This is a genomic window from Pedobacter jeongneungensis (assembly GCF_039538295.1).
GTDB classification, from domain to species: Bacteria; Bacteroidota; Bacteroidia; order Sphingobacteriales; family Sphingobacteriaceae; genus Pedobacter; species Pedobacter jeongneungensis.
Genome location: NZ_BAABBY010000007.1, coordinates 157,159 through 180,225, shown reverse-complemented (window position 1 = coordinate 180,225; position 23,067 = coordinate 157,159). Strand labels below are relative to the sequence as shown.

Below are 23,067 nucleotides of genomic sequence, written 5' to 3'. Positions count from 1 at the left end.
TGGTTAGAATTTTCTTTTAAAATCTAAGAAATTAGTGCTTTTGTCAATCGCAGTATCTTTTGACTCAAGATTCCGGAAAATATTATTTTTGGTTTTACTCGTAATAATAATGGCGCCGTTTTTAGCCTTTGGGCCATACAGGCTCATCGCAGTCTGATCTTTTAAAACAGAAATAGATTCTATATTATTTGCATTTATCATGCTCAACTGGCTGTTATCTGGTAGTTTAACGCCATCTAAAATGATCAGTGCATCCAGATTTACGCCATCTTTAAATATAACCCGGTTTGCCGGTACTGCGCTTAATTTAACCGGCCTGGCTGGTTCGTCATTTAATGTGAAGTTTACATTGATGTTGTACTTCACTCTTACGGCCATGCCGTTCGAAGTTCCGGGATTCCATTTTGGCGATTCTTTTAAAACCCTGATGGCCTCTTCATCCGTTCCGCTACCTAAACCCCGTGTAATCTGTATATCGCTTAGCGAACCATCTTTTTCAACAATAAAACTTAAAAATACTTTCCCTTGTACATTGTTATCGAGCGCCATTTTTGGGTACTTGATGCTGCCGCCAAGGTATTTATAGAATTTAGCAATACCTCCCGGAAATTCAGGTTGTTTATCGATGGAAACAAAATCATAAACCTTTTTATCTGTTTCATCCTGCTGGGTGTTTAAACTGCCGGCTGTTTCGGCGGCTTTGTTGCGGTAAGAAGTAATTCTGATTTTGTTCAGGTTTATATAGCCCGAAGATGCGGGTACAAATTTGTTCTTAAATTCTTCAGTAGATTCTGGCAGGCTAAAGGTAACCGTTAATGCATATTTGCCATCTTCAGTATTTTTAAAGCCTTTATAAGACATTATAGCTTTTCTTACTTCTTCTTCACAACCGGCACCAAGCACTGCATTTGTAGTAATATTGGTTATTTTGCCATTCTTTAAGTTAAATTTTAGCTGCGTATTGCCCTGAACTTCATTATTGTTGGCTGTAGCAGGATATTTAATGGTTTTTGATAAAAACTGATAAAAACTTTTCCAGTTTGCATCTGCCTTGCCATCAACTGAAACTTTTGGCGTTAGAGCATCTTCGCTGGATTCGGTTGTAACAATTGCCTGCACCATTTCGATCGGTTTATTTAAAGGGATCTGATCGGAAATAGACATTAATTTTTCATTTTTACGGACCGTTGCTGATGAGAACACAATAAGTAAAGCAAAAAGCGGGATAAAAATCCCATACTTCATAATTGCAGTTTTTTTTGACCGCTCTTTATGAAGCATGAAAATTCTTTTTTTGATCAATGATTTTTCAAGAAAACCATTGGTTAAACTATTTGGCGAAATACCAAACGATTTGCTTAATAACAACATGGCATATTCTGCCTTATCGCCCTGAAATTCGGCCGCCTGTTCGTCGGCTAAAAATTCGTGTATGTTTTTGATTGTTTTTTTATAAAGGTAAATCACCGGGTTTAACCAGGTTAAAATGCCTATAATTTCAAAAAAGAGCACATCAACAGTATGCCACTGTTTAATGTGCGCTTCTTCGTGGATGTCGATCACATCCATTTGTGGTAATTCACGATCAATTATTTTTTTACCAAAAAAAGCAAAGGCCGAGCCCGCCTTGTTTGATGAAATGAGTTTTTTAACCATTAAAAGGTTAAACACTAACCTACCCAGAAAGAACAAAATACCGGCACAATAAAAATATACAAAAGCGCTGGCCCAGTTAAACCCGGAATTGCGTTCTGTTACGATTGTGGCCTGTGCTAATACTGCATCCCAGTTAACTGATGTGTACACGCGTTGTGCTGCTTTTTGTTCCGTTAGCCACTCCAGGCGGATAAACGGTATGCATAACGACAAAACTCCCGAAGATATAAGATAAATGCGGTTGAGTGTAAAATAAGTCTCCTTATCCAGCAGCAGCTTGTAGAAGCAGTAAAAAACAATTAAGTATAAATGTACCTGTAATAAGTAGTGGGCAAAACTCATTTTGGCTTATGTTTAATTTTATTGATCATTTTTAAAATTTCATCAACATCGCTTAAATCAAGCTTCTCTTCTTTAACAAAGAATGAAAACATACTCTCTACTGAATTTTCGAAGTAATTGCCCAAAAGCTTTTCTGTTGCATGGCGCTTATATTCTTCCCTGCTTACTAAAGGATGGTACTGGTGTGCTTTACCAAATGCCTCATGACCGATAAAGCCTTTTGTTTCGAGGATTCTGATAATGGTTGATACGGTGTTGTAGGCAGGCTTAGGGAGTGGAAGCTCATCAATTACTTCTTTGACGAATGCTTTTTCCAATTGCCATAAAACCTGCATAATCTGTTCTTCAGCCTTGGTTAAATCTTTAATTTCCATAATAGTTAATAATAATAAGGATAATGGCAAATTTATTTGCCTTAGCTAAAGTTAAAACTAATATATTAGTTATCCAAATTTTATTTAAAAATTATTTCACAAATTTTTAATGCTGAATTTTTCAGGTAATAGTAAATTTTTTAGCCTGAGTGATAATTTTTTTGAAGTGTTTATAGTCTGTAAATGAGGATTTTACAGGTTATTTTGTTGCTGTGTGCTATATGGTTATAAGGTTGTTTTTGATGCCATATACTACTAAACCTGTGCGTGACTTAATGTTTAGCTTTGCAAAAAGAGATTCCCTATAGTTGTCAACCGTTCGCGGACTCACATTCATGAGGTCTGCAATTTCTTTATAGGTAAGTTCGGTACTGCAATATTGTAAAAAGGTAAGTTCCCGGTTAGAGAATATAGGTTTAGTATCAGTATCTTTTAGTGCTACCAGCAGCCTGCCCGATACCAGTTCGTTTACAAAGAAGCCTTTATCTACAATAACTTTAATTGCGGTTAACAGATCAGATGGCGTAGATTCTTTAAGCATGTAACCGCCTGCACCAGCTTTAAGCATCCCAATAATTGCTTTTTCATCTTCGAGCATGCTTAGTGCAAGTACATGAACGTTCGGGTAATTGGTTTTAACCCATTTGGTAGCGGCAAAACCATCCATAACAGGCATATTAATGTCCATTAATACCAATTGAATTTCTGAGTGCCGGCTAATCTTTGTCTGAAGATCGACACCATTAACGGCTTCGAATGCGATTTCAATTTCGTCAAATTCTTCTAACAAACTCGCTAATCCCGAACGGAAAAGCGTGTGGTCATCAACAATGGCTATGGAGATACTTTGGTTCTGCATAATTAGGGATAGGGGATTTCAATTGCAATGGATGTACCTTTGCCAGGGGCCGAATTTAATGCTAATTTTCCATTGATCATCTCAATTCTTTTATAAATAGAATTAAGTCCCATTCCTGCTTTTTTTGCATTAATTTCATCAGGGTTAAAACCAATACCATTTTCTGCAACCTTCAAATGCAATGCACCTTCATCCAGGTATGAATCGATCTGTATGTAGGTAGCCTGGGCATGTTTAATTACATTATTGATGATTTCCTGCAGCAAGCGTAAGATAATCAGGTCTTTATCGGGAGATACAAGTTGTGAATCTGTAAGCAGGTTATTGGTTTTTAATTCGTAGGTGCCAGCTTTACCAAGCCAGTTAATTTCCTGATCGATGGCATGGCCGATACCATTTTCTACCAGTTGCTCGCCATGTAAAAGTTTGGCCAGTTCCCGTAATTCTTTGATGGATTTATTAACGAGCGATAAGGAATTTTCGATCTTCTTTTTTGCCTTCTCAGCGTCGTTTAAATTTACTGAGTTTAGTGTGAGGGTGGTCAGGCTCAGCAACTGGCCAACATTATCGTGCAGCTCGGTAGCAATGCTCTGCATGGTCTGGTCCTGCACTTCAATACGTGTTTGAAGGATCTCGGATTCGAACCTTTGCTGCATATTCTGTTTCTCAAGAAAATGATTCTTTTTGTGCCGGTTGTAAGACCTGATATATAAAATCAAAAACACCGGCATCAGTAAAAATACCAATGTAGAAACGGCAACTAAGAGTGCAATTTTCGTTGTTTCATTCTGCATATAAACGAATATACCCAAAGGCTATATAAAATAAGATTTAACAGTACATAAATACAATATCTTAATGTTGCAACACCAATTACTTTTACGCTGAACAGGCCATCGAAAATGTTCGACATGGTACTTCCGAAGTAATAAAACAATACACCAGTTACCCACCAAAATTCAGGATGGGTTTTAATATTGATAAAGTTTTCATCCTTTAGCAACAAATAGTAATAGTAAAGGCAGTAAAGGGTAAAAAATACAGACATTACGCTAATGGTAAGCGTATTTGAATCGGTAAAAGGATGTGTAAAGAGAAAAATAAAATAGGTAAGGTAAACCACACCCGAGCCTATTAAAAAAATAGGTTTCGGGTTGGTGTATTCTTTTAAACAACAATAAAGGCCATACAAAATGGTACTGCTTTCGAATATTAAAAAAATATTGAAAAGCCATAAATTGTGTATATGTTTTGAAGCAAGATAAATGGCATAAAGTTCTGTACCCAAAGCAATGGCAATGTAGCAGGTGATTACCTTCCAAAAAACCTTACCGTCTTTCCACACCAACAAAATTGCGCTGATTAAACAGATAATCTCTGCTATAACTATGGGTGATACGTACCTCATTCTTTATAAGCTCGTTCCTTCGCACATGTCAGGGCATGCAGTACCCCTGTTTTCTATATTTCCCAAATCATCTTTATGGTCTTCATTTCCATTGCTGTTGCCATTGCCGTGTCCGTGTCCGTGACCATGCCCATGACCGTGTCCATGCCCGTTTCCATTACCCACACCTGGTGTAGTTGGTACCAGCAATAGAGTATTTCTGCCTTCGTAAGATTTAGGAACACCTTCAATTGCTCCTTCCAAATATTGTGCGAAATAGATTCTTAATCCATCATATTTACCTTCGCTCATTGATTTTGCGATTGCTAAAATCTGCTCAGCCGGAAACCATACAGCCTTAGTATAAGATTCTTCAGATGTCATGCCGTCTTTGGCGTAGGCAGCAACCATAGCCTTTGCAACCTTCGGATCGATAGGTTCCATATTTAATTTTTTGCTCATAAAAGTTAAAGTGTTTGTTTGTTTGTAAAAAGCCTAAAAATCGATAATAATAAATGATCTGTCAAGAAGTATTTGCATTTAAAGTACCGTAAAAATACCCTTTTATTTAAGGTGTTTTGCGGCATCGCCCAATTATTACATAGCACTACTTTTGGTATATGGTAGCAGATCAAAAATCTGCACCACGAAAAACAAACTCAATCTATCCTTAACGAACAACTATTTTGGACTTATTTAAAAATAAGTCTATTTGATGACGAAGCCGGTTAATCTTATAAATTAAAAAATTTAAATTCTTTGAAAAATGATAAACAATATCCTACTACAGGAAAATCATGGTTCGATCAGCGAAAGGGAAGTTGAGATTGTACACCTGTTATCAATGGGTTACAACAGTAAAGAAATCGGCGAAATGCTTTTTATTAGCGAACATACGGTTAATACGCACCGTAGAAACATGGTGAGAAAGCTCGACCTGAAAAACTCTTATCAGTTGATTGTTTGGGCCTTTAAAGAAAGAATATTATCCTTTTAAGGGATTAAAGATACATTATAACCTCTCATTCTAAACAGCAAAGCCTGCTATTTGATTTCTAAAGTCAAATCAGCAGGCTTTTGTATTTTACCGGTTTATGGTCTGGCAGGTTGTGGGGCAGGCAATTCTTTTCTTGGAATCTGTGCTTCACGCTGCGAAGTATTGTAAACAAATGATGCAATAATGGTTGCCGCCTGTTTTAAATCGTCTTCAACCAACCTGTCGTAGGTATCCATATTGCTATGGTGGGTACGGGTATTATAATCAGCTGGATCCTGAATAAACTGGAAGCCCGGAATGCCCACGGCATCAAAAGCCTGGTGATCAGTACCACCTGTATTATTAATGGTGATGGTTGATGCACCAAGATCGTTAAATGGCGTTAACCAGCTTTGGAAAATCGGACCAGCGGCAGCATTGCCCTGTAAATAAACGCCGCGTATTTTCCCGGTTCCATTATCAAGATTGTAATAAGCTGATATTTTTTTCTGATCAGGTGTTAATACCATCGTTTTCGGGTCGCCAAAATGCTTGGCAACATAACCTCTTGAACCAAATAAACCCTGCTCTTCCGAACTCCATAGTGCAATGCGGATGGTGCGTTTTGGTTTAAAATCAATTGCTTTTAAAATACGCATGGCTTCCATCATTACGGTAGAACCAGCGGCATTATCGGTTGCTCCGGTTGCGGCATGCCACGAATCGAAGTGACCGCCGATCATCACCACTTCATCTTTCAGTTTTTTATCGGTTCCAGGGATTTCTGCAATAACATTATAACCCTGCGGATCCTGATCGTAGAAAGAGGTTTTGATATCGGCCTCTACTTCTACAGGTTTACCGGCACGCAACAGACGTAATATGTGCAAGAAATCTTCGGCTGCTACTTCCAGCTCTGGCGATACAGGTTTTGCATCTAAAGCATAAGATGCTCCGTTGCTGGTAAAAAATGTTCCCTGTCCACCGCGGGCATAAGTTAAAATTAAGCCAACTTTTTCTTCAACCAGCATAGCATTTATAGCGGCACGGATTTCACGCATTTTCATCATTTGTGCCATTCTATCGGCCATTGGTCCGGTGCCCGGGCGCTGCCTTGCACCGGCTGCTTGTGGTTTTGCAGCAGCCATTTGTGCTAATGTAGTATCGGCATAACGAGAGAAATCAGGTTTGATACCACTGGTTAGCGGTGTACCCTGATCCATCATAATAATTTTCCCGGCTAATTTGCCTTTATATTTTGCTAAATCGGAAACACTATCTGCTTTAATGAGGATTACTTCCGATTTTATCGGACTGTTTGTGCCTGGAGTCCATGCTTTTGGTGAGGCAATAATGGCATGATAATACGGTAAGGTAGTGGCTGCATAATATTTATCAATCTGCCAGCCTTTACCGAAAGTTCCCCAGGCTTCGAGGTGTGCATTTTTTAATCCCCAATCGGTAAGTTGTTTTACAGCCCATTCCTGCGCTTTTTTCAGGCCCGGCGAATTTGATAAACGCGGTCCGCTCACATCAGTTAAGTTAAAAGCAATGTCCATTGCCTTCGAGTTCTCTAAACCTTCTTTTCTTATTTTTTGTACTACAGCTGCATCAGGGGTATCTTGTGCAAAAGCTGAAAAGCAAAGGCTAAAAGCCAATGCTGAGATGGTAAATCTTTTGATCATTTTTGAATAATTAGTTGGTTGATTTTGATCTAAAATACGCTTTAAACCCCTTCCAATTATTTTCTAATGATATTTTTACATGAATTGACCGATAAATTTAGTGTTTTGCCTATTTTATGCTCTTTTTAGTCACGATAAAGTAGCCGATGATGAATAGAATGCCTGCGTAAATTAAACTCGTCCATATTTCTTGTGTAAAAACAGGAAAATTTAAAGGATCAGCCCCTTTTTTAACTTTAGTGATTCTTAAAGCAAGGGTTGGTAACGAATAGGGGATGAGGTAGGCATATTTCCAGCCCACATTAGCAGTTATAATGCCCATAATGGTACCCACAAAACCGATCCCCATAGGTTTAAGAAAATCAGCCCACAATAAACTCAATATGAATTGCAGAGACAAAATACCCAGTGAAGACAGAAAAAGTTTAGCGTAAGAGCTGAACAGGATGTTGGTTGGGTTATACTGATCAAAATTATATTTCGGTACTAAAACCTGCAACAGATAGCCAAATGCAAATGTTAAAAATGCAAAAAGAAATAAGCAGATCAAGATTAAAAATACGGCGTAAAGGTATTTAGCCGCATAAATAGAAAATTTGTTTAAGGGCTGGGTAAACAGCATTTTCCAGGTATCGTTTTTATGTTCAATATTATTGACTGAAAAGGCCATAAATATTACGTAGAAAGGCAGAATTAACAAACCCATTACGTTAAGTGATGCACCGATATAATTGCCCCAAAGCAACATAGGAGGATAATGGAGATTCAGTATTTTTTCGGAGCTTGAATAAAAACCGAAAGTGATTAATCCGCATATAATAACTGGCAATAAGATCGCCGCCCAAAAAGCCAGCGTTTTTCTCGATTTATAAAATTCCGATATTAAAGATATATAGAGCGTGCGCATGTTAATTGGTTTTTGTAATATCCAGAAATAGATTTTCGAGATCCTTTTTTTGTTGATACAGACTACTTACCGTAAATCCATTTTGAACTAGCAGAGTATTTAATTCGCCGCTTTTTTGTGATGAAGTAAATGGAACGGTGATTTTTTTATCGGTTTGGGCGATAATTTCGTAACCGGTTTTTGCAATCAGTGCGCTTGCATTTTCGATGTTGTTTACTTCAATTTCGAGCAGGGGTTTGCTTAACAGGTGCAGCTCCTCAATTGTACCCTGAAATAAGAGCTGTCCTTTATTGATAATGCCCACATGTGTGGCGGTTCTTTCGATCTCTGCCAGTAAATGGCTCGATACCAATATGGTTTTCCCATGTTTGGTGGCCAGATCAATCATCAGGTTACGTACCTCGATAATCCCGTTAGGATCTAAACCATTGGTAGGTTCGTCTAAAAGTAATAATTCCGGATCTGAGATTAACGCCTGCGCAATGCCCAAACGTTGTTTCATTCCTAAAGAATATTTACTGGCTTTTTTGTTAGCGGCTTCGGTAAGGCCTGCCAACGCTAACATTTCGTCTGCCTTGGTTTTTTTTATACCCAGCAGGATACAGCGGTTAATCAGGTTTTCTCTGCCTGTTAAGTGGCCGTAAATGGCCGGTTGTTCTACCAGTGCGCCCACCCGTTTAAGGATGGCTATGCGGTTATTATTTATTTCTTTTCCAAATACAAAAACCTGATCAGCTGGCGACTTCAGCAGGTTAAGTAATATTTTTATAGTGGTTGTTTTACCGGCTCCGTTTGGCCCCAGAAAGCCATAAATACTCCCTTTTGGCACCTGTAACGAAAGATCTTTTACAATGGTTTGCTGGCCAAAGTTGAAATTTAAGCCTACAGTTTCGATAGCGTAATTGCTCATTGCTATTATTTAAAAATAGCTGTAGCCTGTTTCACGATCGCTTCTGAACCTTTAGCAGGTTTTACCACAATCTCGGCATCATTCTGACTGGTGCTTACTGTAAGTGTTAAAATGATCATCATAAATACTGGTAATAATAAAAGTAAAAATGGTGATGTGTTTCCTAACTTTTTCATGATGGTTTGTTTTATTTGAGCGGCTGCGAAAATTCCATCAGCCATTACTGTTTGATTTTTTAAGTTGATTGCTGATGTAGTTTTCATATTGTTTTCGTTTTGATGATTCAAAGAAACTGAAGAAAAACTTCCTGCTAAAATCTATTATACCAAGTGTTCAAGATTCTAGATCAACAGACATTTTTGGCGTTTGTCGATAAAAATTGCCCATTGGGCCGTTGGTAGAAAAAAAATGCCCGTTGGTAGATTGTATAAGTAAATCGATAAAACTTTATTTATTTTGTGGCTTGAAGAATATGCGTTGTTTAAACGGATATCAGCTTCATCAATATTTAACAGATTTTAAATGAAACAAAGCAGGGGACCTTTAATATTACATGCTATTTTTTGGACAATTATTGTAATGCTAATTGTTGGGATGAATATTTTTGATACTTCAATACATACCGCGAAAGACTATTTTATCAGTTATATGGTATATGGCGTAATCAATATTTCGATTTTCTACATTAATTATATTTTTTTAATTCCAGAACTGATCAAGAAGAGGAAGAAATATTTTATATATGTACTGGCATTTTTATTATTAATTGCGGTATCTGTTGTTGCTAAAACCGCAATAGCTGTATTGTATCCAGATGATGTATTAACCACAGTAAGCGCTAAAGGAAAGCGGATGGAGATCCCGGTTCATAGTTTTGTGATTATGGTTACGTTCCTGTCGGGGTTTTTCTTAATCTGCAGCTGTATCATTAAATTCACTATCGATTGGTTTGCAAGCGAAAGGATTCAGCGTAATTTAGAAAGCGAACGCCGTGAAATGGAACTTCAGTTTTTAAAATCGCAGTTAAATCCACATTTTCTTTTTAATTCGCTTAACAATATCTATTCTTTGGCTTACCAGAAATCGGATAAAACTGCTGATGCCATTATGAAGCTGTCGGAAATTATGCGTTACATGATTTATGAGAGCAATACCCCTACAGTAGCTTTAAGTAAAGAAGTAGATTATTTAACGAGTTATATCGAACTACAAAAAATACGGTTTAAAGATGGGGCTTATATCGAGCTTACTCTAAATGGCGAAATCGATAACCAGAAAATTGTTCCTTTAATGTTGATCTCCTTCGTAGAAAATGCATTTAAACATGGTGTGGTAACTGATCCTGCCGAACCGGTAAGGATCAATATTATTGCCAACCAGAAAATTTTGCACTTTAGTGTTATTAATAAAAAGAACCAGCAGAATAAAGATGCGCAGGGTGGTGTAGGCTTAACCAACGTAGAACGAAGATTACAATTGGTTTATCCTGAAAGATATAAATTAAATGTTGTAAATTCGGCTACCCATTACACCTGCGAACTGATGATTGACATATAATCGGGCAACTAACCTGGCCTGGGTGATAAGGAAATCATGTATTAAATAGATTAACCAAAAATGAACTTAAACTGTATTGTTGTTGATGATGAGCCTTTAGCGCTTGATATTTTACAGGATTATATCTCAAAAGTGCCCTTTTTAACGATGGTTAAGAGGTGCGAAAACCCCATTGAAGCTTTGCAGATTGTGCAGGGTGGTGGAATTGATCTTGTGTTTTTAGATATCCAGATGCCTGAACTTACAGGAATTCAGTTTTTGAAAATTGCCGGCAATAAATGCCATTATATATTAACCACTGCCTATCCGCAATATGCTTTGGAAAGTTATGATCTGAATGTTTCTGATTATTTGTTAAAACCAATTGCATTCGATCGTTTTTATAAAGCGGTAGAAAAAGTACACAATCAGGTAAAACCGGTTGAAACTCCGGCAAGTGTGGCACAGCCCATCATTACTCCTGCGCCGTTTTCAGGAGCACCAAATCCGGTTCAGGATTACATTTTTGTTAAAACAGAACACAAAATCCAAAAAATTTACCTTCACGATATTCTGTTTATTGAGGGCTTGAAAGATTACATTTCGATTTTCACCAAAGATGAGCGCGTAATTACGTTGCAGAGTATGAAGAAAATGGAAGAAGCTTTACCTCAAAGCCAGTTTATCCGTGTACATAAATCTTATATTGTTGCGGTTGATAAAATTGAAAGTATTGAGCGCAGCCGGATTACGATTAACCAGAAAATTATCCCTGTAGGCGATACTTACCGCGATGAATTTTTCAGGGTGATTGGGAACAAGAACATTTAAAGGGGTGATGTAAAATGGAAGATGGATGATGGGCGCTAAGCGTATAGCGTTTGGCGTCGATTAACTTTGTAAAGTATCTGTAAGATGGAAAATGTAAAATGGATGATGGGCGGTTGGCGTTAGGCGTATAGCGGCGATTAACCAATTTAAACAATTAACCAGTTAACCCTTCTTTACAGCGTAGCTGGCTGCTGCATTGGCTGACCTAAAACCTTCCTGATTTCATTTTCTACCTCTAAGGTAATGTCGTTTGCTGTTTTTACACCAGGTTCAATTGGTTTTAAAACCGTCCATTTTAAGGCATTACCAGTGGTTAATGGAAACATGCCAAAACGAACAATTTTCCACGAATTTTCTATAGCTACCGGAACAACCAATGCATTGGGAACCACCTTTAAAATGGTGGCAATACCGCCAAACTGAAAGGTTTTTAACTGGCCATCTTTTGCACGCGTTCCCTCAGGAAAAATAACGGTACTCCAGTTGTTTTCTTTCATTCTTCGGCCAAGTTTAATGATTTCAGAAATGGCCTGTTTATTGTCTTTCCGGTTGATATTGGCTCCACCACCTAAGCGCAGGTTAATGGAAATAGATGGAATGCCTTTGGTAAGCTCGATTTTCGAAATGAACTTTGCACTGTATTTTCTTAAAAACCAGATTAAAGATGGGATATCGTACATGCTCTGGTGGTTAGCCGCAAAAATGATCGGTCTATCGGTTGGCAAATCGTATTCGTTTTTAAAGCTGATGGAATTAAATAGAAAAATCTGGCAATAGGTAAGAAAAAAATTAAGGATATCAACTGAAACCTTATGCGCCTTGTAGCCAAAAATTTTATAGCAAAGCCATTGTATAGGGTGGAAGATGCAGAGGGTTAATCCGAAGAAAATATAAAAAACAGGGCTTAAAATATATCCAAAAAGCTTGCTCATCTGGTTGATTTAGTAGGCGACAAAGATAATAATAAATTATTCTGGTTCTTTGAAGATATATTTTTCTTCGTAGTCGATTTTAAAGGTTTTTAAAAAGCTAGTGTATTCCTGGAAAAATGTTTCTTTTTTATGGTGCTGTTCCTGATTTTGAATATATTTAATAACATTTTCTACATCGCTCCTGGCATATGAAAATGCTCCATAACCTTCCTGCCAGGCAAATTTTGTTTTACAAAATCCCTGATTGTTTATCCATTTAGAACTTTCTGTTTTTACATTTTGAATCAGGCTGGAAATTGACTGATGCGGCCGCATCCCGATAAAAATATGAATATGGTCGGGCATGCAATTGATCTGGATCATTTTATGATTATTTGCCTGAAATATCCCCGTAATGTATTTTAAAAGCCTTTCTTTCCAATCAGGTTTAATTAAAGAAGCACGGTGCTTTACAGCAAATACAAATTGAATGTGTAACTGGGTGTAGGTATTAGGCATTGCATTTTAAATTTAAATCCATATCAACGTTCCTACGGAACGAAATTATATCTGTTATTTTTCCATCAGGGATCTTATCTTTATAAGACAACTGACAGATTTATTCGGGATGGATTTCAATTGTTTTAGCAATTGGTTAGTTAAATTAAGAATTATTTTGAATTATATAAAATATTCAAATTTTCCCTACCGTAACCAGATTCAATCACGAAACGTTCCTACGGAACGAAAATTCACGTTTAATTGGTTTTCTACCAAGGATTTGTCCCTGGCGGGACAAGGGATTTTTCTGTGTAATGATTTTTTAATAAAATTATTAATCGATTTCATGTCCCATCAGGAAATCGTTACGGAATTTATGATCTTGGCATTACCATTCTTTATTAAATAACTAGATGAACACAAAACGTTCCTACAGAACGAAAATTCACGTTTATTTGGTTTTCTACCAAGGATTTGTCCCTAGCGGGACAAGGGATTTTTCTGTGTAATGATTTTTTAATAAAATTATTAATCGATTTCATGTCCCATTAGGAAATCGTTACGGAATTTATGATCTTGGCATTACCATTCTCTATTAAATAACTAGATGAACACAAAACGTTCCTACGGAACGAAAATTCACGTTATTATTGGGTTTTCTACCAAGGATTTGTCTCTAGCGGGACAAGGGATTTTTCTGTGTAATGATATTTTAATAAAATTATTAATCGATTTCATGTCCCATCAGGAAATCGTTACGGAATTTATGATCTGGCATTACCATTCTCTATTAAATAACTAGATGAACACGAAACGTTCCTACGGAACGAAAATTCACGTTTATTTGGGTTTCTACCAAGGATTTGTCCCTAGCGGGACAAGGGATTTTTCTGTGTAATGATGTTTTAATAAAATTATTAATCGATTTCATGTCCCATCAGGAAATCGTTACGGAATTTATGATCTTGGCATTACCATTCTCTATTAAATAACTAGATGAACACAAAACGTTCCTACGGAACGAAAATTCACGTTTATTTGGGTTTCTACCAAGGATTTGTCCCTAACGGGACAAGGGATTTTTCTGTGTAATGATTTTTTAATAAAATTATTAATCGATTTCATGTCCCATCAGGAAATCGTTACGGAATTTATGATCTTGGCATTATCATTCTCTATTAAATAACTAGTTTTCTACCAAGGATTTGTCCCTAGCGGGACAAGAGATTTTTCTGTGTAATGATTTTTTAATAAAATTATTAATCGATTTCATGTCGCATCAGGAAATCGTTACAGAATTTATGATCTTGGCATTACCATTCTCTATTAAATAACTAGATGAACACGAAACGTTCCTACGGAACGAAAATTCACGTTATTATTGGGTTTTCTACCAAGGATTTGTCCCTAGCGGGACAAGGGATTTTCTGTGTAACAATTCATAAATAAAAAATCATAGAGGTATGATTATCCCCATATTTAATATCTCAGGTCCCATCGGGACATATCATAGGTAGTAAGGAAAAATATTTGATATTTTTTATGTTCCGTTAGGAACATTTGGTGATTGTGATATTACAATTCCCCATTCAACATCATCAGCTTTGCTTTTAATATTGCGGTCACGCTCATTGAATCTGTGATTTTGCCGTTCAACACCATCTGATAAGCCTCTTTAAAGGGTAATTTTTTTACGATAAGCTGTTCCGTTTCTTCGGGCATGGCAATCCCTTCAATTAAGCCGGTAGCTATATAAATAATGCTCAGTTCATCGCTCACAGAATTGGAAAGGTGCATTCTTTGAATTTCTTTCCAGTTTCTGGCACTCATGCCGGTTTCTTCCAATAATTCTCTTCGGGCGCTTTCTATAGGTGCCTCTTTGAGCGGACCGCCACCTTCCGGAATTTCCCAGCTGTAAGCATCCAGCGCATACCGGTATTGGCCTACCAGCCAGGTGTTGTAATTTTCATCTAAAGGAAGGATCCCGATGGCCAGATTTTTAAAATGCACGGTGCCATAAATCCCTTTTCCGCCAGATGGATTAATTACCTGGTGTTCGGTTAAACGGATCCAGTTATTATCATATTTTACCTCACTCTCCAGCGTTTTCCAGGGGTTAATATCTTCCATGGTGCAAGATAGCAACTTACTATGGGTTTTTAGAAGGAAGAAATTCTAGTGCAAAAAAAAGGTGCTTAGATTTTTTCTAAGCACCCCTTGTTCAAAATAATCATCCTGAGCGTTTCGACAAGCTCAACGTGATAAATTGCAATTAATTTAACTTTATGATACAGCCTATTGGTCAAGATTAGAATGATCCTTCATCAGGACGGTTCTCCTGCTGATCGTCTTTCTTCTTTTTACTGGCACCGGTAAAGGTGGTTTTTCCGAAACGGTAAGAGAAAGTTAAGCTACCCATTGTTCCCTGCATCTGACGCTGGAAATCAACTATTGTATAATTGTCTTCGGTGGTCATGCTCCATCTACGGGTATTAAATACATCCCTAACATTGAAACTTAAAGATGCCTTTTTGTTTGGGAAATCATATTTCGCACCGCCATCTATGCCGTACATTGCGTTACGTTTTCCTTGTGCCATCACCTCTGGCGCCCTGTAATCGCCACGTACCTGCAACGATAGATTTTTAACCACCGTTAAATTTCCGGTTACGTTGGCATTCCAGCTAAAGCCACTGCTTGATGCAATATCAAAACGCTCATCACCGGCAAATTTGGCCTGGTATAAGTTAACGTTGGTGGTGAAATTTAAAGCTTTAATCAGATCAAACCGACCGATTAACTCCACACCACTATTAATCTGGTGTGATAAATTTTGAGGAGTTGAAGTGATAATCCCGTTAACAGGCGTACTTCTCACACGCTGAATTACATCGTTGGTTTGACGGAAATATAAACTCGACGTTAAGGTTACTTTTTTCCAGTATTTGCTATATCCAAGCTCAAATGAGTGCACATCCTCCGGTAATAAATTCGGGTTACCACCTCTATAGTTTAAGGGATCAGAAACATCCAAAAACGGGTTGGTATCCCATGGGCGTGGACGGTTTACACGGCGGGTATAGCTCAATTGAAGCTGATTGTCGCCTTTCAGTTTCTGTGTTAAAAATACACTTGGGTATAATCTTTTATAGTGGATATTTCCTTCAGCTGTAGTTAATACGTTGTTGGTATAACCTTCTAAATGGGTATCCAACCGCGCATCTTCAGCCCTTAAACCTACCTGGTAGCCAAAATCTTTAATCTGGTTCTGGTAATTAAAATAAAGGGCATGTACCTGGTCTTTGCTATCAAAACCATTAATCAATTTATTATTACTTACATAAACATTGGTATTGGTAGGGATTGAATCGGCATACTGATCGTTATTTCCTAAACGGATCTGGCTGCGGTAACCCAATTCAATTTTACCTGCTTTACCTACTGGAAGGGCATAATCAGTCTGAATATTGTAATTGGTATTATTACCGGTGTTAAATACACGTTGTAAACTTAAGGTTTCGTCAATTGGAACACCATTGCGGTTAATGGTATTGGTGCTGTAAGCCTGATCGTTGTTATTTGTACCGTATGAATAGCCAAAATTAAAAGTTAATTCTTCTTTAGGCTTTTTAAACTTCTGCACATAATCCAGGTTTGCATCATAACTATTGCCATAACCATCAGTAGTATTGGTTCTGTTGCTCAGTAAAACAGGAGCATTGTTTGAATTTAACTGTCTGATATTTAGCAAATCGTTACGGTCATTTTCTCTCGAATTGAAACCACCCGATAAGCTGATTACGCTTTTGGGGGCCAGATAATAATCGATACCCGCTTTAGCATTGTGCCCTTTATCTAAAGAGTTTGAAACCGTATTCTGGTTCGCAAAAGCTGTTGAACCTGGTGTTGCTGTTTTATAGGTAATATCCTGAAAACCGCCACCAATACGGTTACCATAACGGTAGCTGTAATTACCATAAATGTTTACTTTGCTGTTCTGGAAACTTAAATTGGTATTGGCGTTGTAGTTATCGCGGTTACCTGCCGTTACGGCTGCCGAGCCATTAAAGCCTAATTTGGTGTTTTTCTTTAATACAATGTTGATGATACCCGACTGACCTTCGGCATCGTATTTGGCTGATGGATTGGTAATTACCTCCACACTTTCAATGGAGCTGGCAGGAATAGATTGCAAGATTTGCGCAACGTTACCGCCAGCAATTAAAGATGGCTTACCATCAATTAAAACTTTTACGCCGGTTGATCCGCGAAGGCTCACATTACCGTCCATATCGGTAGAAACTGAAGGTACGTTTTGCAATAAATCGCCTGCAGAACCACCTTCGCTGATTACGCTCTGATCTACAGCAAAAATCTTTTTGTCTATTCCCATTTGCATGCCCTGTTTCTGGCCTGTTACGGTAATTTCGCTTAGTACATTACCTTTTGCAGGGTTCATTTTAATGTCGCCGAAATTTAACGCACCTGTGGTAGCCGTAATCGTTACATTATCCCTAACCATGGTTTGGTAACCAACAAAGCTGATTTTAAAGGTAAAAGTCCCGGTTGGGAGATCAGTCATCACAAATGCACCGTTCACATCTGTTTGCACTATTTTGGCATTTTTTGCGGTGGCTTTATTAATTAAAACTGCTGTGGCAAAAGGAATGGTTTCTTGTGTTTTGGCATCTTTAAGTACTCCGGTAATTTTTGCTTTTCCACCTGTTTGTGCGAAAAGACTAAATGAAAGGGTGAGCAGCAGGAAGGTAATCTTTATTGTTTTGTATTGTAAAAGTCTCATTTAAAAAATAAAATTTGTGTGTTTTTATAAAGGGAGACAAAGTAACGGCAAGTAAGTTTAATAAATGAGCCGTAACTATTTTATTACAGCCATTTTATAGTAATATTTTTGTGGGTTAATTTACAGTTGGCAGTTTGTAATTGGTAGTTTTCTGTTTTGCCTGAAACAATGACGGAATATTACAGTTGATCAATGTGCAAAATGTTACTTTTGTTCATTATGAATAAGATATTAATTGTTGATGATCTGCACCCTGCATTTAAAGAGCAGGCCATTGCCATGGGTTACCTGGTTGATGATGAACCACAGATTACCCGTCAGCAAACTTTAGATAAAATAAAAGATTATACCGGTATTGCTGTAAGGACAAAATTTAGAATAGATGCCGAAATTTTTGCAGCAGCACCAAACCTGAAATTTGTGGCCAGGGCAGGAGCAGGTTTGGATAATATTGATGATAAAATTGCCTTTGAAAGAAATATTCAGCTTATTAACGCTCCGGAGGGCAACTGTGATGCCGTTGGCGAACATGCTACAGGCCTGCTGTTATCATTAATGAATAACTTCCGGAGGGCCGACATGGAAATCAGAAATGGCGTTTGGGACCGGGAGGGTAACCGCGGTTATGAGCTGAAAGGCAAAAAGGTTGGTATTATCGGCTATGGTTTTATGGGACAGAGTTTTGCTAAAAAACTCGCTGGTTTCGAAGTGGATGTAATGGCATACGATAAATATAAAACAGGTTTTAGCGATGCTTTTGTTCGCGAGGTAAGCATGGAAGAAATTGTAAAACACAGCGATGTACTCAGTTTGCATATTCCCTTAACTGCCGAGACCAAACAGATGGTGGATGACGAATATTTCTTCCATTTTAAAAAGCCTATTTTCTTTATCAATACGGCCAGGGGAGAAATTGTGGATACACCAGCAGTGCTAAATGCTATAAAAACTGGAAAGATGTTAGGTGCAGGTTTGGATGTTTTACAAACTGAAAAATTCCCGGCGTTAGGCGAACAGCCCTGGTATGATGAATTAAAGAATAACGATAAGGTGATTTTAACCCCACATGTTGGTGGCTGGACCTTCGATTCGTACCGTAAGATTTCGGAAGTTTTGGCCGGGAAGTTAAGCGGGCTTAGTTTTTAGTATAATTCTTGCTTATTTTGGTTTTGAAAAGCACAGGCACAGCTAGTCGTGAAGGTTCTGTCCTGCTTTTCATTACAAGTCCTCGCTACGCTGTGGGCTTTTCATTACAATCAGGTTTATATTGTTCGGCTGCAGCCTGCAACCCTTAAAATAAACTGCCGCTTTTGCCATTTAGCCCTGGGTGAAGCGTTACCCTGCAGGGCAGAGGTACGAAGCCCAAAGCGTATAAGCGGAACACAGGAGCCAATTTATTTTCTTACACAGGCCACGCGCTCAAAATAAAAATTAACAGCTACTTAAACTCGATACTTAGGTTTAAAAAAGGTATAAATCTCCATTTTATTTTCCGAGTTTGCGCTCGTTTATCAACGTGCGCATCAATAGCTATACGATTCTATCGTTTCTAAACGATAAATTATTCAACGCTCGTTAGAAACGAGCTTTAGCTTAAGTAATTTTATTTTCTTAAATTGGCTATACAATCTAACCCATTTATCATGCCGAAAGATCATTTATATTCTACTACAGTTACCTGGACGGGCAATAAAGGCTCGGGTACGATGGATTACCGTTCCTACGACCGCGATTATATTATTTCAGTAAAAGGCAAAGCCGATATTGGCGGTTCATCAGATTCTGCCTTTTTGGGCGATAAATCTAAATATAATCCCGAAGATCTTTTACTGGCATCCATTTCCAGTTGCCACATGCTCTGGTATTTGCATTTATGCTCTAAAAATGAGATCGTAGTCATCGATTATAAAGATGAGGCGGTAGGTACCATGGAAGAATTAGCTGATGGAAGCGGGAGATTTAGAGAAGTTACCCTCCATCCACAGGTATTGATTGCCGATAAGGCACATTACGAACTTGCAGCATCGCTGCATTATGAGGCTAATAAAATGTGTTTTATTGCCAATTCGTTAAATTTTCCGGTTAAACACGAGCCGGTACTCAGTTTCAGTTAGTAGTTAACAGTTTTCAGTTGGCAGTTACATCTAACCGCCAACTGAAAATTACGACAGCCAGCTATTTCGCTGACCAAACATTATCCTTCGGCGTAGCATCTACATAAATGCCATTATCCAGACTGATTGATGTTATCTTTTTAGTGGTGTTAACTGTTATATTAACCTCTTTTTGATTTGCTTTCCAAACGGCTGGTGTTTGGTGGATGGTTTCTGTTTTTCCATCGGTATAAGTTACCACAACATCAAATGGGATGGCGAAACCACCGATATTTTTAACAGTTACCGTCGATTTTCCTTTTGCAGGTGTTACTTTGGTAATGGCTAAATCGAGGTAGTTGTTGGTGAAAAACCAGTTTTGGAAAAACCAGTTTAAATTTTGCCCTGATCCTGCGTTCATCGAATTAAAATAATCCCATGGAATAGGGTGTTTACCATTCCAGTTGCTCATATAATTATGTAATGCTTTTTTAAATAAATCATCGCCCAACATATCTTTCAAGGCCAAATAAGACAATGATGCTTTTCCGTAAGAGTTATTTCCGTAACCTGCACCCGAAACCTGATCAGACATCGAAATTACCGGCTGGTCTTCTTCTGCAGATTTATCGTTAATGTATTGATCAACCCTGAATTTTTTGTAAAAATCATCAGCAGCCTGTTTGCCATGTTCGGCAATGCCGATTAAATATTCGAATGTAGTGGCCCAACCTTCGTCCATATAAGCATAACGGGTTTCATTAATGCCCATGTAGAAAGGGAAATAAGTGTGAGCAACTTCATGATCCTGAACCAGTTGTGCAAAAATAGGGTCGCCAAACTGTGAATCGTTCACCATCATTGGGTATTCCATATCGGCAAAACCCTGAAAAGCTATCGTTTTTACATAAGGATAAGGAATGCCCGGCCAGTTGTTCGAAAACCAGTCTAATGCGTTAAGATTATATTTAACCGAATTTACAAAATCTTTTCCTGTGGTTGGGTTATACGCTGCCTGCGCGCTCGACCTGCGGTTGGTTTTTTTATCTACAATTACACTTGCGCCATCCCATACATAATGGTTGCTCAGGGCAAAAGTAACATCGGTAATGTGGTTTACTGCAAATTTCCAGGTGTTCCAGTCTTTTTGTTGCGTTACTTTGCCGTCTTTCATTTCCTGTTCGGTAGCAATGTGAATCACCTCATCACCATTATACGATTTTTTTAAACGTGCAGAAATCTCTGGCTGTAATACTTCATCAGGGTTAAGGAAATCGCCTGTGGCATATACCACATAATTTTTAGGCGCTTTAACCGAGAATTCGTAATCGTTAAAATCGTTGTAAAATTCAGCCCTGTCGGTATGAGGGATGCGGTCCCAGCCGTTATAATCATCAAAAACCGAAATCCGCGGATAGCTGTAAGCCACAAAAAATGAATTCGGATCAATCTGCCCTTCGCGGCCACTTTCTTTTGATAAAGGATAATCCCATTCTATTTTAACCGTAATTTTCGATTTTGGCGCCAATGGTTTTTTCATTTTTACATTGCCAACTGTTCCCCAGTTTTTGCTGTCAATCTTATAGGTTTCTCCGTCTATCGAAAAAGAACTAATATTTAATCCGGTGCTCAAAAAATCTTCGCTCACTGCACCATTTCTTGGAGAAGTTGGTTTATGCAGGTTGTTTACAAACCGGATGGCCAGATTTTTTAATGTATCCGAACTGTTGTTGCTGTACAAAATTTCTTCTTTACCGCTTACTACTTTGGTTTCGGCATCTACCTTGATGTCCATATTGTACTTACCATGGTTTTGCCAGTAATTTGGGCCGGGTTTTCCAGTCATCGAACGGGTACCTTTGGCATAGGCCGCTTTAATATTCCGGGGCATATAAAGCTCCTGGGCCGAAGCCATATATCCGCCCAAACTTAGGAGCAGGGCAATAGAAAATAACTTTTTCATTTTTTAAGAATAATTTAAGCTAAATTAAAACTAATGATTGAATTACAGAATGATTGAATAAGAAAATGATTGAATGAGAGAATGGTTGAATGATAGATTTTTGAATGAATGTATGATTGAATGTTACATTTCTGGTGAGTTTTGCCTCTTATATAAGCCTATTGGTGTAAAAAAAAGATCCTGAAATCTAAAAATCCGTTAAATCTTAATCTTTTATTTGCTTTTGTAATTTCCACATTTTATCTTCGTTATAATTGAAGCAAGACTATGTAGCAAACCAACTATATAGTCTTGTTTGTTTTTTATAGCGTTTGAATAAAAATTAATAGAGCAATGACAGAGGTAACATACTACACCCAAGAGGGGTTGGATAAATTGAAAGAGGAGGTACATTATCTAACTACCACCGGTCGTCAGCTTATATCTAAAGCAATTGCAGAAGCAAGGGATAAAGGTGATTTATCGGAGAATGCAGAATACGATGCCGCAAAAGAGGCGCAGGGATTGCATGAAGCTAAAATTTCAAAATTAAAGAATACGCTGGCAAATGCACGTTTAATTGATGAATCGAAAATGGATTTATCAAAAGTATTGGCATTATCTATCGTAAAAATAAAAAATGTTAAGAACGGTGCAACCATGACTTACCAATTGGTGGCAGAAACAGAGGCAGATTTAAAAACCGGAAAAATTTCGGTTAAATCGCCAATTGCACAGGGCTTACTGGGCAAATCCGTAGGCGAGTTTGCAGAAATTGAAGTGCCTGCAGGTAAAATGCAGTTCGAAGTACTCGAGATATCGAGATAAGCGGATAGCGTTTGGCGGTGAGCGATTATTAAAACGCCTATCGCCAAACGCATAACCCTAACCGCTCGGCCCCCAAACCTTCCACCTTTTAACCTTCCACCTTATGACTATCTTTTCAAAAATTGTTGCAGGCGAAATCCCTGCGCATGTTGTAGCCGAAACTGTAGAATATTTAGCTTTTCTGGATGTTCAGCCTTTAACAGCAGGACATGTTCTGGTGATCCCTAAAATTGAAACCGACTATATTTTTGATATGGACGAAGATTTATATGTGGGTTTATGGATGTTTGCCAAAATTGTAGCCAAAGGCTTAAAAGAAGCTTTTCCCTGCAAAAAAGTTGGTGTTTCAGTAATCGGACTGGAAGTTCCGCATGCACACATCCATTTAATACCAATGAATAATGTGAGCGATATGAACTTTAGCAAAGAAAAATTAAAGCCAACAAACGAAGAATTGGCCGAGGCTGCTGAAAAAATTAAGCAGGCTTTATTAACAGTATAAAAAAGGCCGGCTGATAAAATACCAGC

22 protein-coding genes are annotated in these 23,067 nt (G+C 37.9%); 7 read left to right on the top strand and 15 right to left on the bottom strand.

The window, feature by feature from the left end:
• Positions 1–3 precede the first annotated feature (3 nt).
• From ABD769_RS15025 to ABD769_RS15000, 6 genes are all read right to left on the bottom strand, one after another.
• A complete protein-coding gene (locus tag ABD769_RS15025; RefSeq protein ID WP_344852222.1) occupies positions 4–1,998 on the bottom strand; it encodes a TonB family protein in 1,995 nt (664 codons plus the stop codon).
• Complete coding sequence (locus ABD769_RS15020) at positions 1,995–2,372, bottom strand: BlaI/MecI/CopY family transcriptional regulator (protein WP_025143307.1); 378 nt, start codon at positions 2,370–2,372, stop codon at positions 1,995–1,997. The genes ABD769_RS15025 and ABD769_RS15020 overlap by 4 nt, the downstream gene beginning before the upstream one ends.
• Before the next feature lie 217 nt (positions 2,373–2,589).
• On the bottom strand, positions 2,590–3,231 hold the full coding sequence (locus ABD769_RS15015) for a response regulator (protein ID WP_344852221.1): 642 nt from the start codon (positions 3,229–3,231) through the stop codon (positions 2,590–2,592).
• Between the two features lie 2 nt (positions 3,232–3,233).
• The gene (locus ABD769_RS15010; RefSeq protein ID WP_344852220.1) at positions 3,234–4,025 is read right to left on the bottom strand and encodes a sensor histidine kinase; all 792 of its coding nucleotides are present in this window, start codon (positions 4,023–4,025) and stop codon (positions 3,234–3,236) included.
• Complete coding sequence (locus tag ABD769_RS15005; RefSeq protein WP_344852219.1) at positions 3,992–4,639, bottom strand: hypothetical protein; 648 nt, start codon at positions 4,637–4,639, stop codon at positions 3,992–3,994. Before ABD769_RS15005 ends, ABD769_RS15010 begins: the two co-directional genes overlap by 34 nt.
• A gap of 3 nt (positions 4,640–4,642) precedes the next feature.
• Positions 4,643–5,080 (bottom strand): hypothetical protein, encoded by a 438-nt coding sequence (locus tag ABD769_RS15000; RefSeq protein WP_344852218.1) that lies wholly within the window; start codon positions 5,078–5,080, stop codon positions 4,643–4,645.
• A gap of 304 nt (positions 5,081–5,384) precedes the next feature.
• Between ABD769_RS15000 and ABD769_RS14995 the strand changes: the two genes are divergently transcribed.
• Positions 5,385–5,615 (top strand): response regulator transcription factor, encoded by a 231-nt coding sequence (locus ABD769_RS14995; protein WP_025143302.1) that lies wholly within the window; start codon positions 5,385–5,387, stop codon positions 5,613–5,615.
• 95 nt (positions 5,616–5,710) lie between these two features.
• Here ABD769_RS14995 and ABD769_RS14990 read toward each other — a convergent pair whose 3' ends face one another.
• From ABD769_RS14990 to ABD769_RS14975, 4 genes are all read right to left on the bottom strand, one after another.
• Entirely contained in the window at positions 5,711–7,279 is a 1,569-nt protein-coding gene (locus tag ABD769_RS14990) for a M28 family metallopeptidase (protein ID WP_344852217.1), read from the bottom strand.
• 109 nt (positions 7,280–7,388) lie between these two features.
• Complete coding sequence (locus tag ABD769_RS14985; RefSeq protein ID WP_344852216.1) at positions 7,389–8,186, bottom strand: ABC transporter permease; 798 nt, start codon at positions 8,184–8,186, stop codon at positions 7,389–7,391.
• A 1-nt stretch (position 8,187) separates the two neighbouring features.
• Positions 8,188–9,096, bottom strand: a complete 909-nt coding sequence (locus tag ABD769_RS14980) for an ABC transporter ATP-binding protein (protein ID WP_344852215.1) — start codon at positions 9,094–9,096, stop codon at positions 8,188–8,190.
• A 5-nt stretch (positions 9,097–9,101) separates the two neighbouring features.
• Complete coding sequence (locus ABD769_RS14975) at positions 9,102–9,359, bottom strand: hypothetical protein (protein WP_344852214.1); 258 nt, start codon at positions 9,357–9,359, stop codon at positions 9,102–9,104.
• Between the two features lie 259 nt (positions 9,360–9,618).
• Here ABD769_RS14975 and ABD769_RS14970 point away from each other — a divergent pair, with 259 nt between their 5' ends.
• A complete protein-coding gene (locus ABD769_RS14970; protein WP_344852213.1) occupies positions 9,619–10,653 on the top strand; it encodes a sensor histidine kinase in 1,035 nt (344 codons plus the stop codon).
• Positions 10,654–10,713: 60 nt separating this feature from the next.
• On the top strand, positions 10,714–11,463 hold the full coding sequence (locus ABD769_RS14965) for a LytR/AlgR family response regulator transcription factor (RefSeq protein WP_138819591.1): 750 nt from the start codon (positions 10,714–10,716) through the stop codon (positions 11,461–11,463).
• 173 nt (positions 11,464–11,636) lie between these two features.
• Here ABD769_RS14965 and ABD769_RS14960 read toward each other — a convergent pair whose 3' ends face one another.
• From ABD769_RS14960 to ABD769_RS14945, 4 genes are all read right to left on the bottom strand, one after another.
• On the bottom strand, positions 11,637–12,395 hold the full coding sequence (locus ABD769_RS14960; RefSeq protein WP_344852211.1) for a lysophospholipid acyltransferase family protein: 759 nt from the start codon (positions 12,393–12,395) through the stop codon (positions 11,637–11,639).
• A 36-nt stretch (positions 12,396–12,431) separates the two neighbouring features.
• The gene (gene tnpA / locus ABD769_RS14955) at positions 12,432–12,893 is read right to left on the bottom strand and encodes an IS200/IS605 family transposase (protein WP_344852210.1); all 462 of its coding nucleotides are present in this window, start codon (positions 12,891–12,893) and stop codon (positions 12,432–12,434) included.
• A gap of 1,557 nt (positions 12,894–14,450) precedes the next feature.
• Positions 14,451–15,005: an NUDIX domain-containing protein gene (locus ABD769_RS14950; protein ID WP_344852209.1), complete on the bottom strand. Its 555-nt coding sequence runs from the start codon at positions 15,003–15,005 to the stop codon at positions 14,451–14,453.
• 178 nt (positions 15,006–15,183) lie between these two features.
• Positions 15,184–17,676 (bottom strand): TonB-dependent receptor, encoded by a 2,493-nt coding sequence (locus ABD769_RS14945; protein WP_344852208.1) that lies wholly within the window; start codon positions 17,674–17,676, stop codon positions 15,184–15,186.
• Positions 17,677–17,895: 219 nt separating this feature from the next.
• Between ABD769_RS14945 and ABD769_RS14940 the strand changes: the two genes are divergently transcribed.
• Entirely contained in the window at positions 17,896–18,822 is a 927-nt protein-coding gene (locus tag ABD769_RS14940) for an NAD(P)-dependent oxidoreductase (protein ID WP_344852207.1), read from the top strand.
• Between the two features lie 497 nt (positions 18,823–19,319).
• Entirely contained in the window at positions 19,320–19,790 is a 471-nt protein-coding gene (locus tag ABD769_RS14935; RefSeq protein WP_344852206.1) for an OsmC family protein, read from the top strand.
• A 61-nt stretch (positions 19,791–19,851) separates the two neighbouring features.
• On the opposite strand, the gene ABD769_RS14930 is transcribed toward ABD769_RS14935, so the two are convergent.
• Entirely contained in the window at positions 19,852–21,732 is a 1,881-nt protein-coding gene (locus ABD769_RS14930; RefSeq protein ID WP_344852205.1) for a M1 family metallopeptidase, read from the bottom strand.
• A gap of 333 nt (positions 21,733–22,065) precedes the next feature.
• Here ABD769_RS14930 and greA point away from each other — a divergent pair, with 333 nt between their 5' ends.
• Positions 22,066–22,539: a transcription elongation factor GreA gene (gene greA, locus ABD769_RS14925; RefSeq protein ID WP_025146397.1), complete on the top strand. Its 474-nt coding sequence runs from the start codon at positions 22,066–22,068 to the stop codon at positions 22,537–22,539.
• Between the two features lie 103 nt (positions 22,540–22,642).
• On the top strand, positions 22,643–23,041 hold the full coding sequence (locus tag ABD769_RS14920) for an HIT family protein (protein ID WP_113949010.1): 399 nt from the start codon (positions 22,643–22,645) through the stop codon (positions 23,039–23,041).
• Positions 23,042–23,067 lie beyond the last annotated feature (26 nt).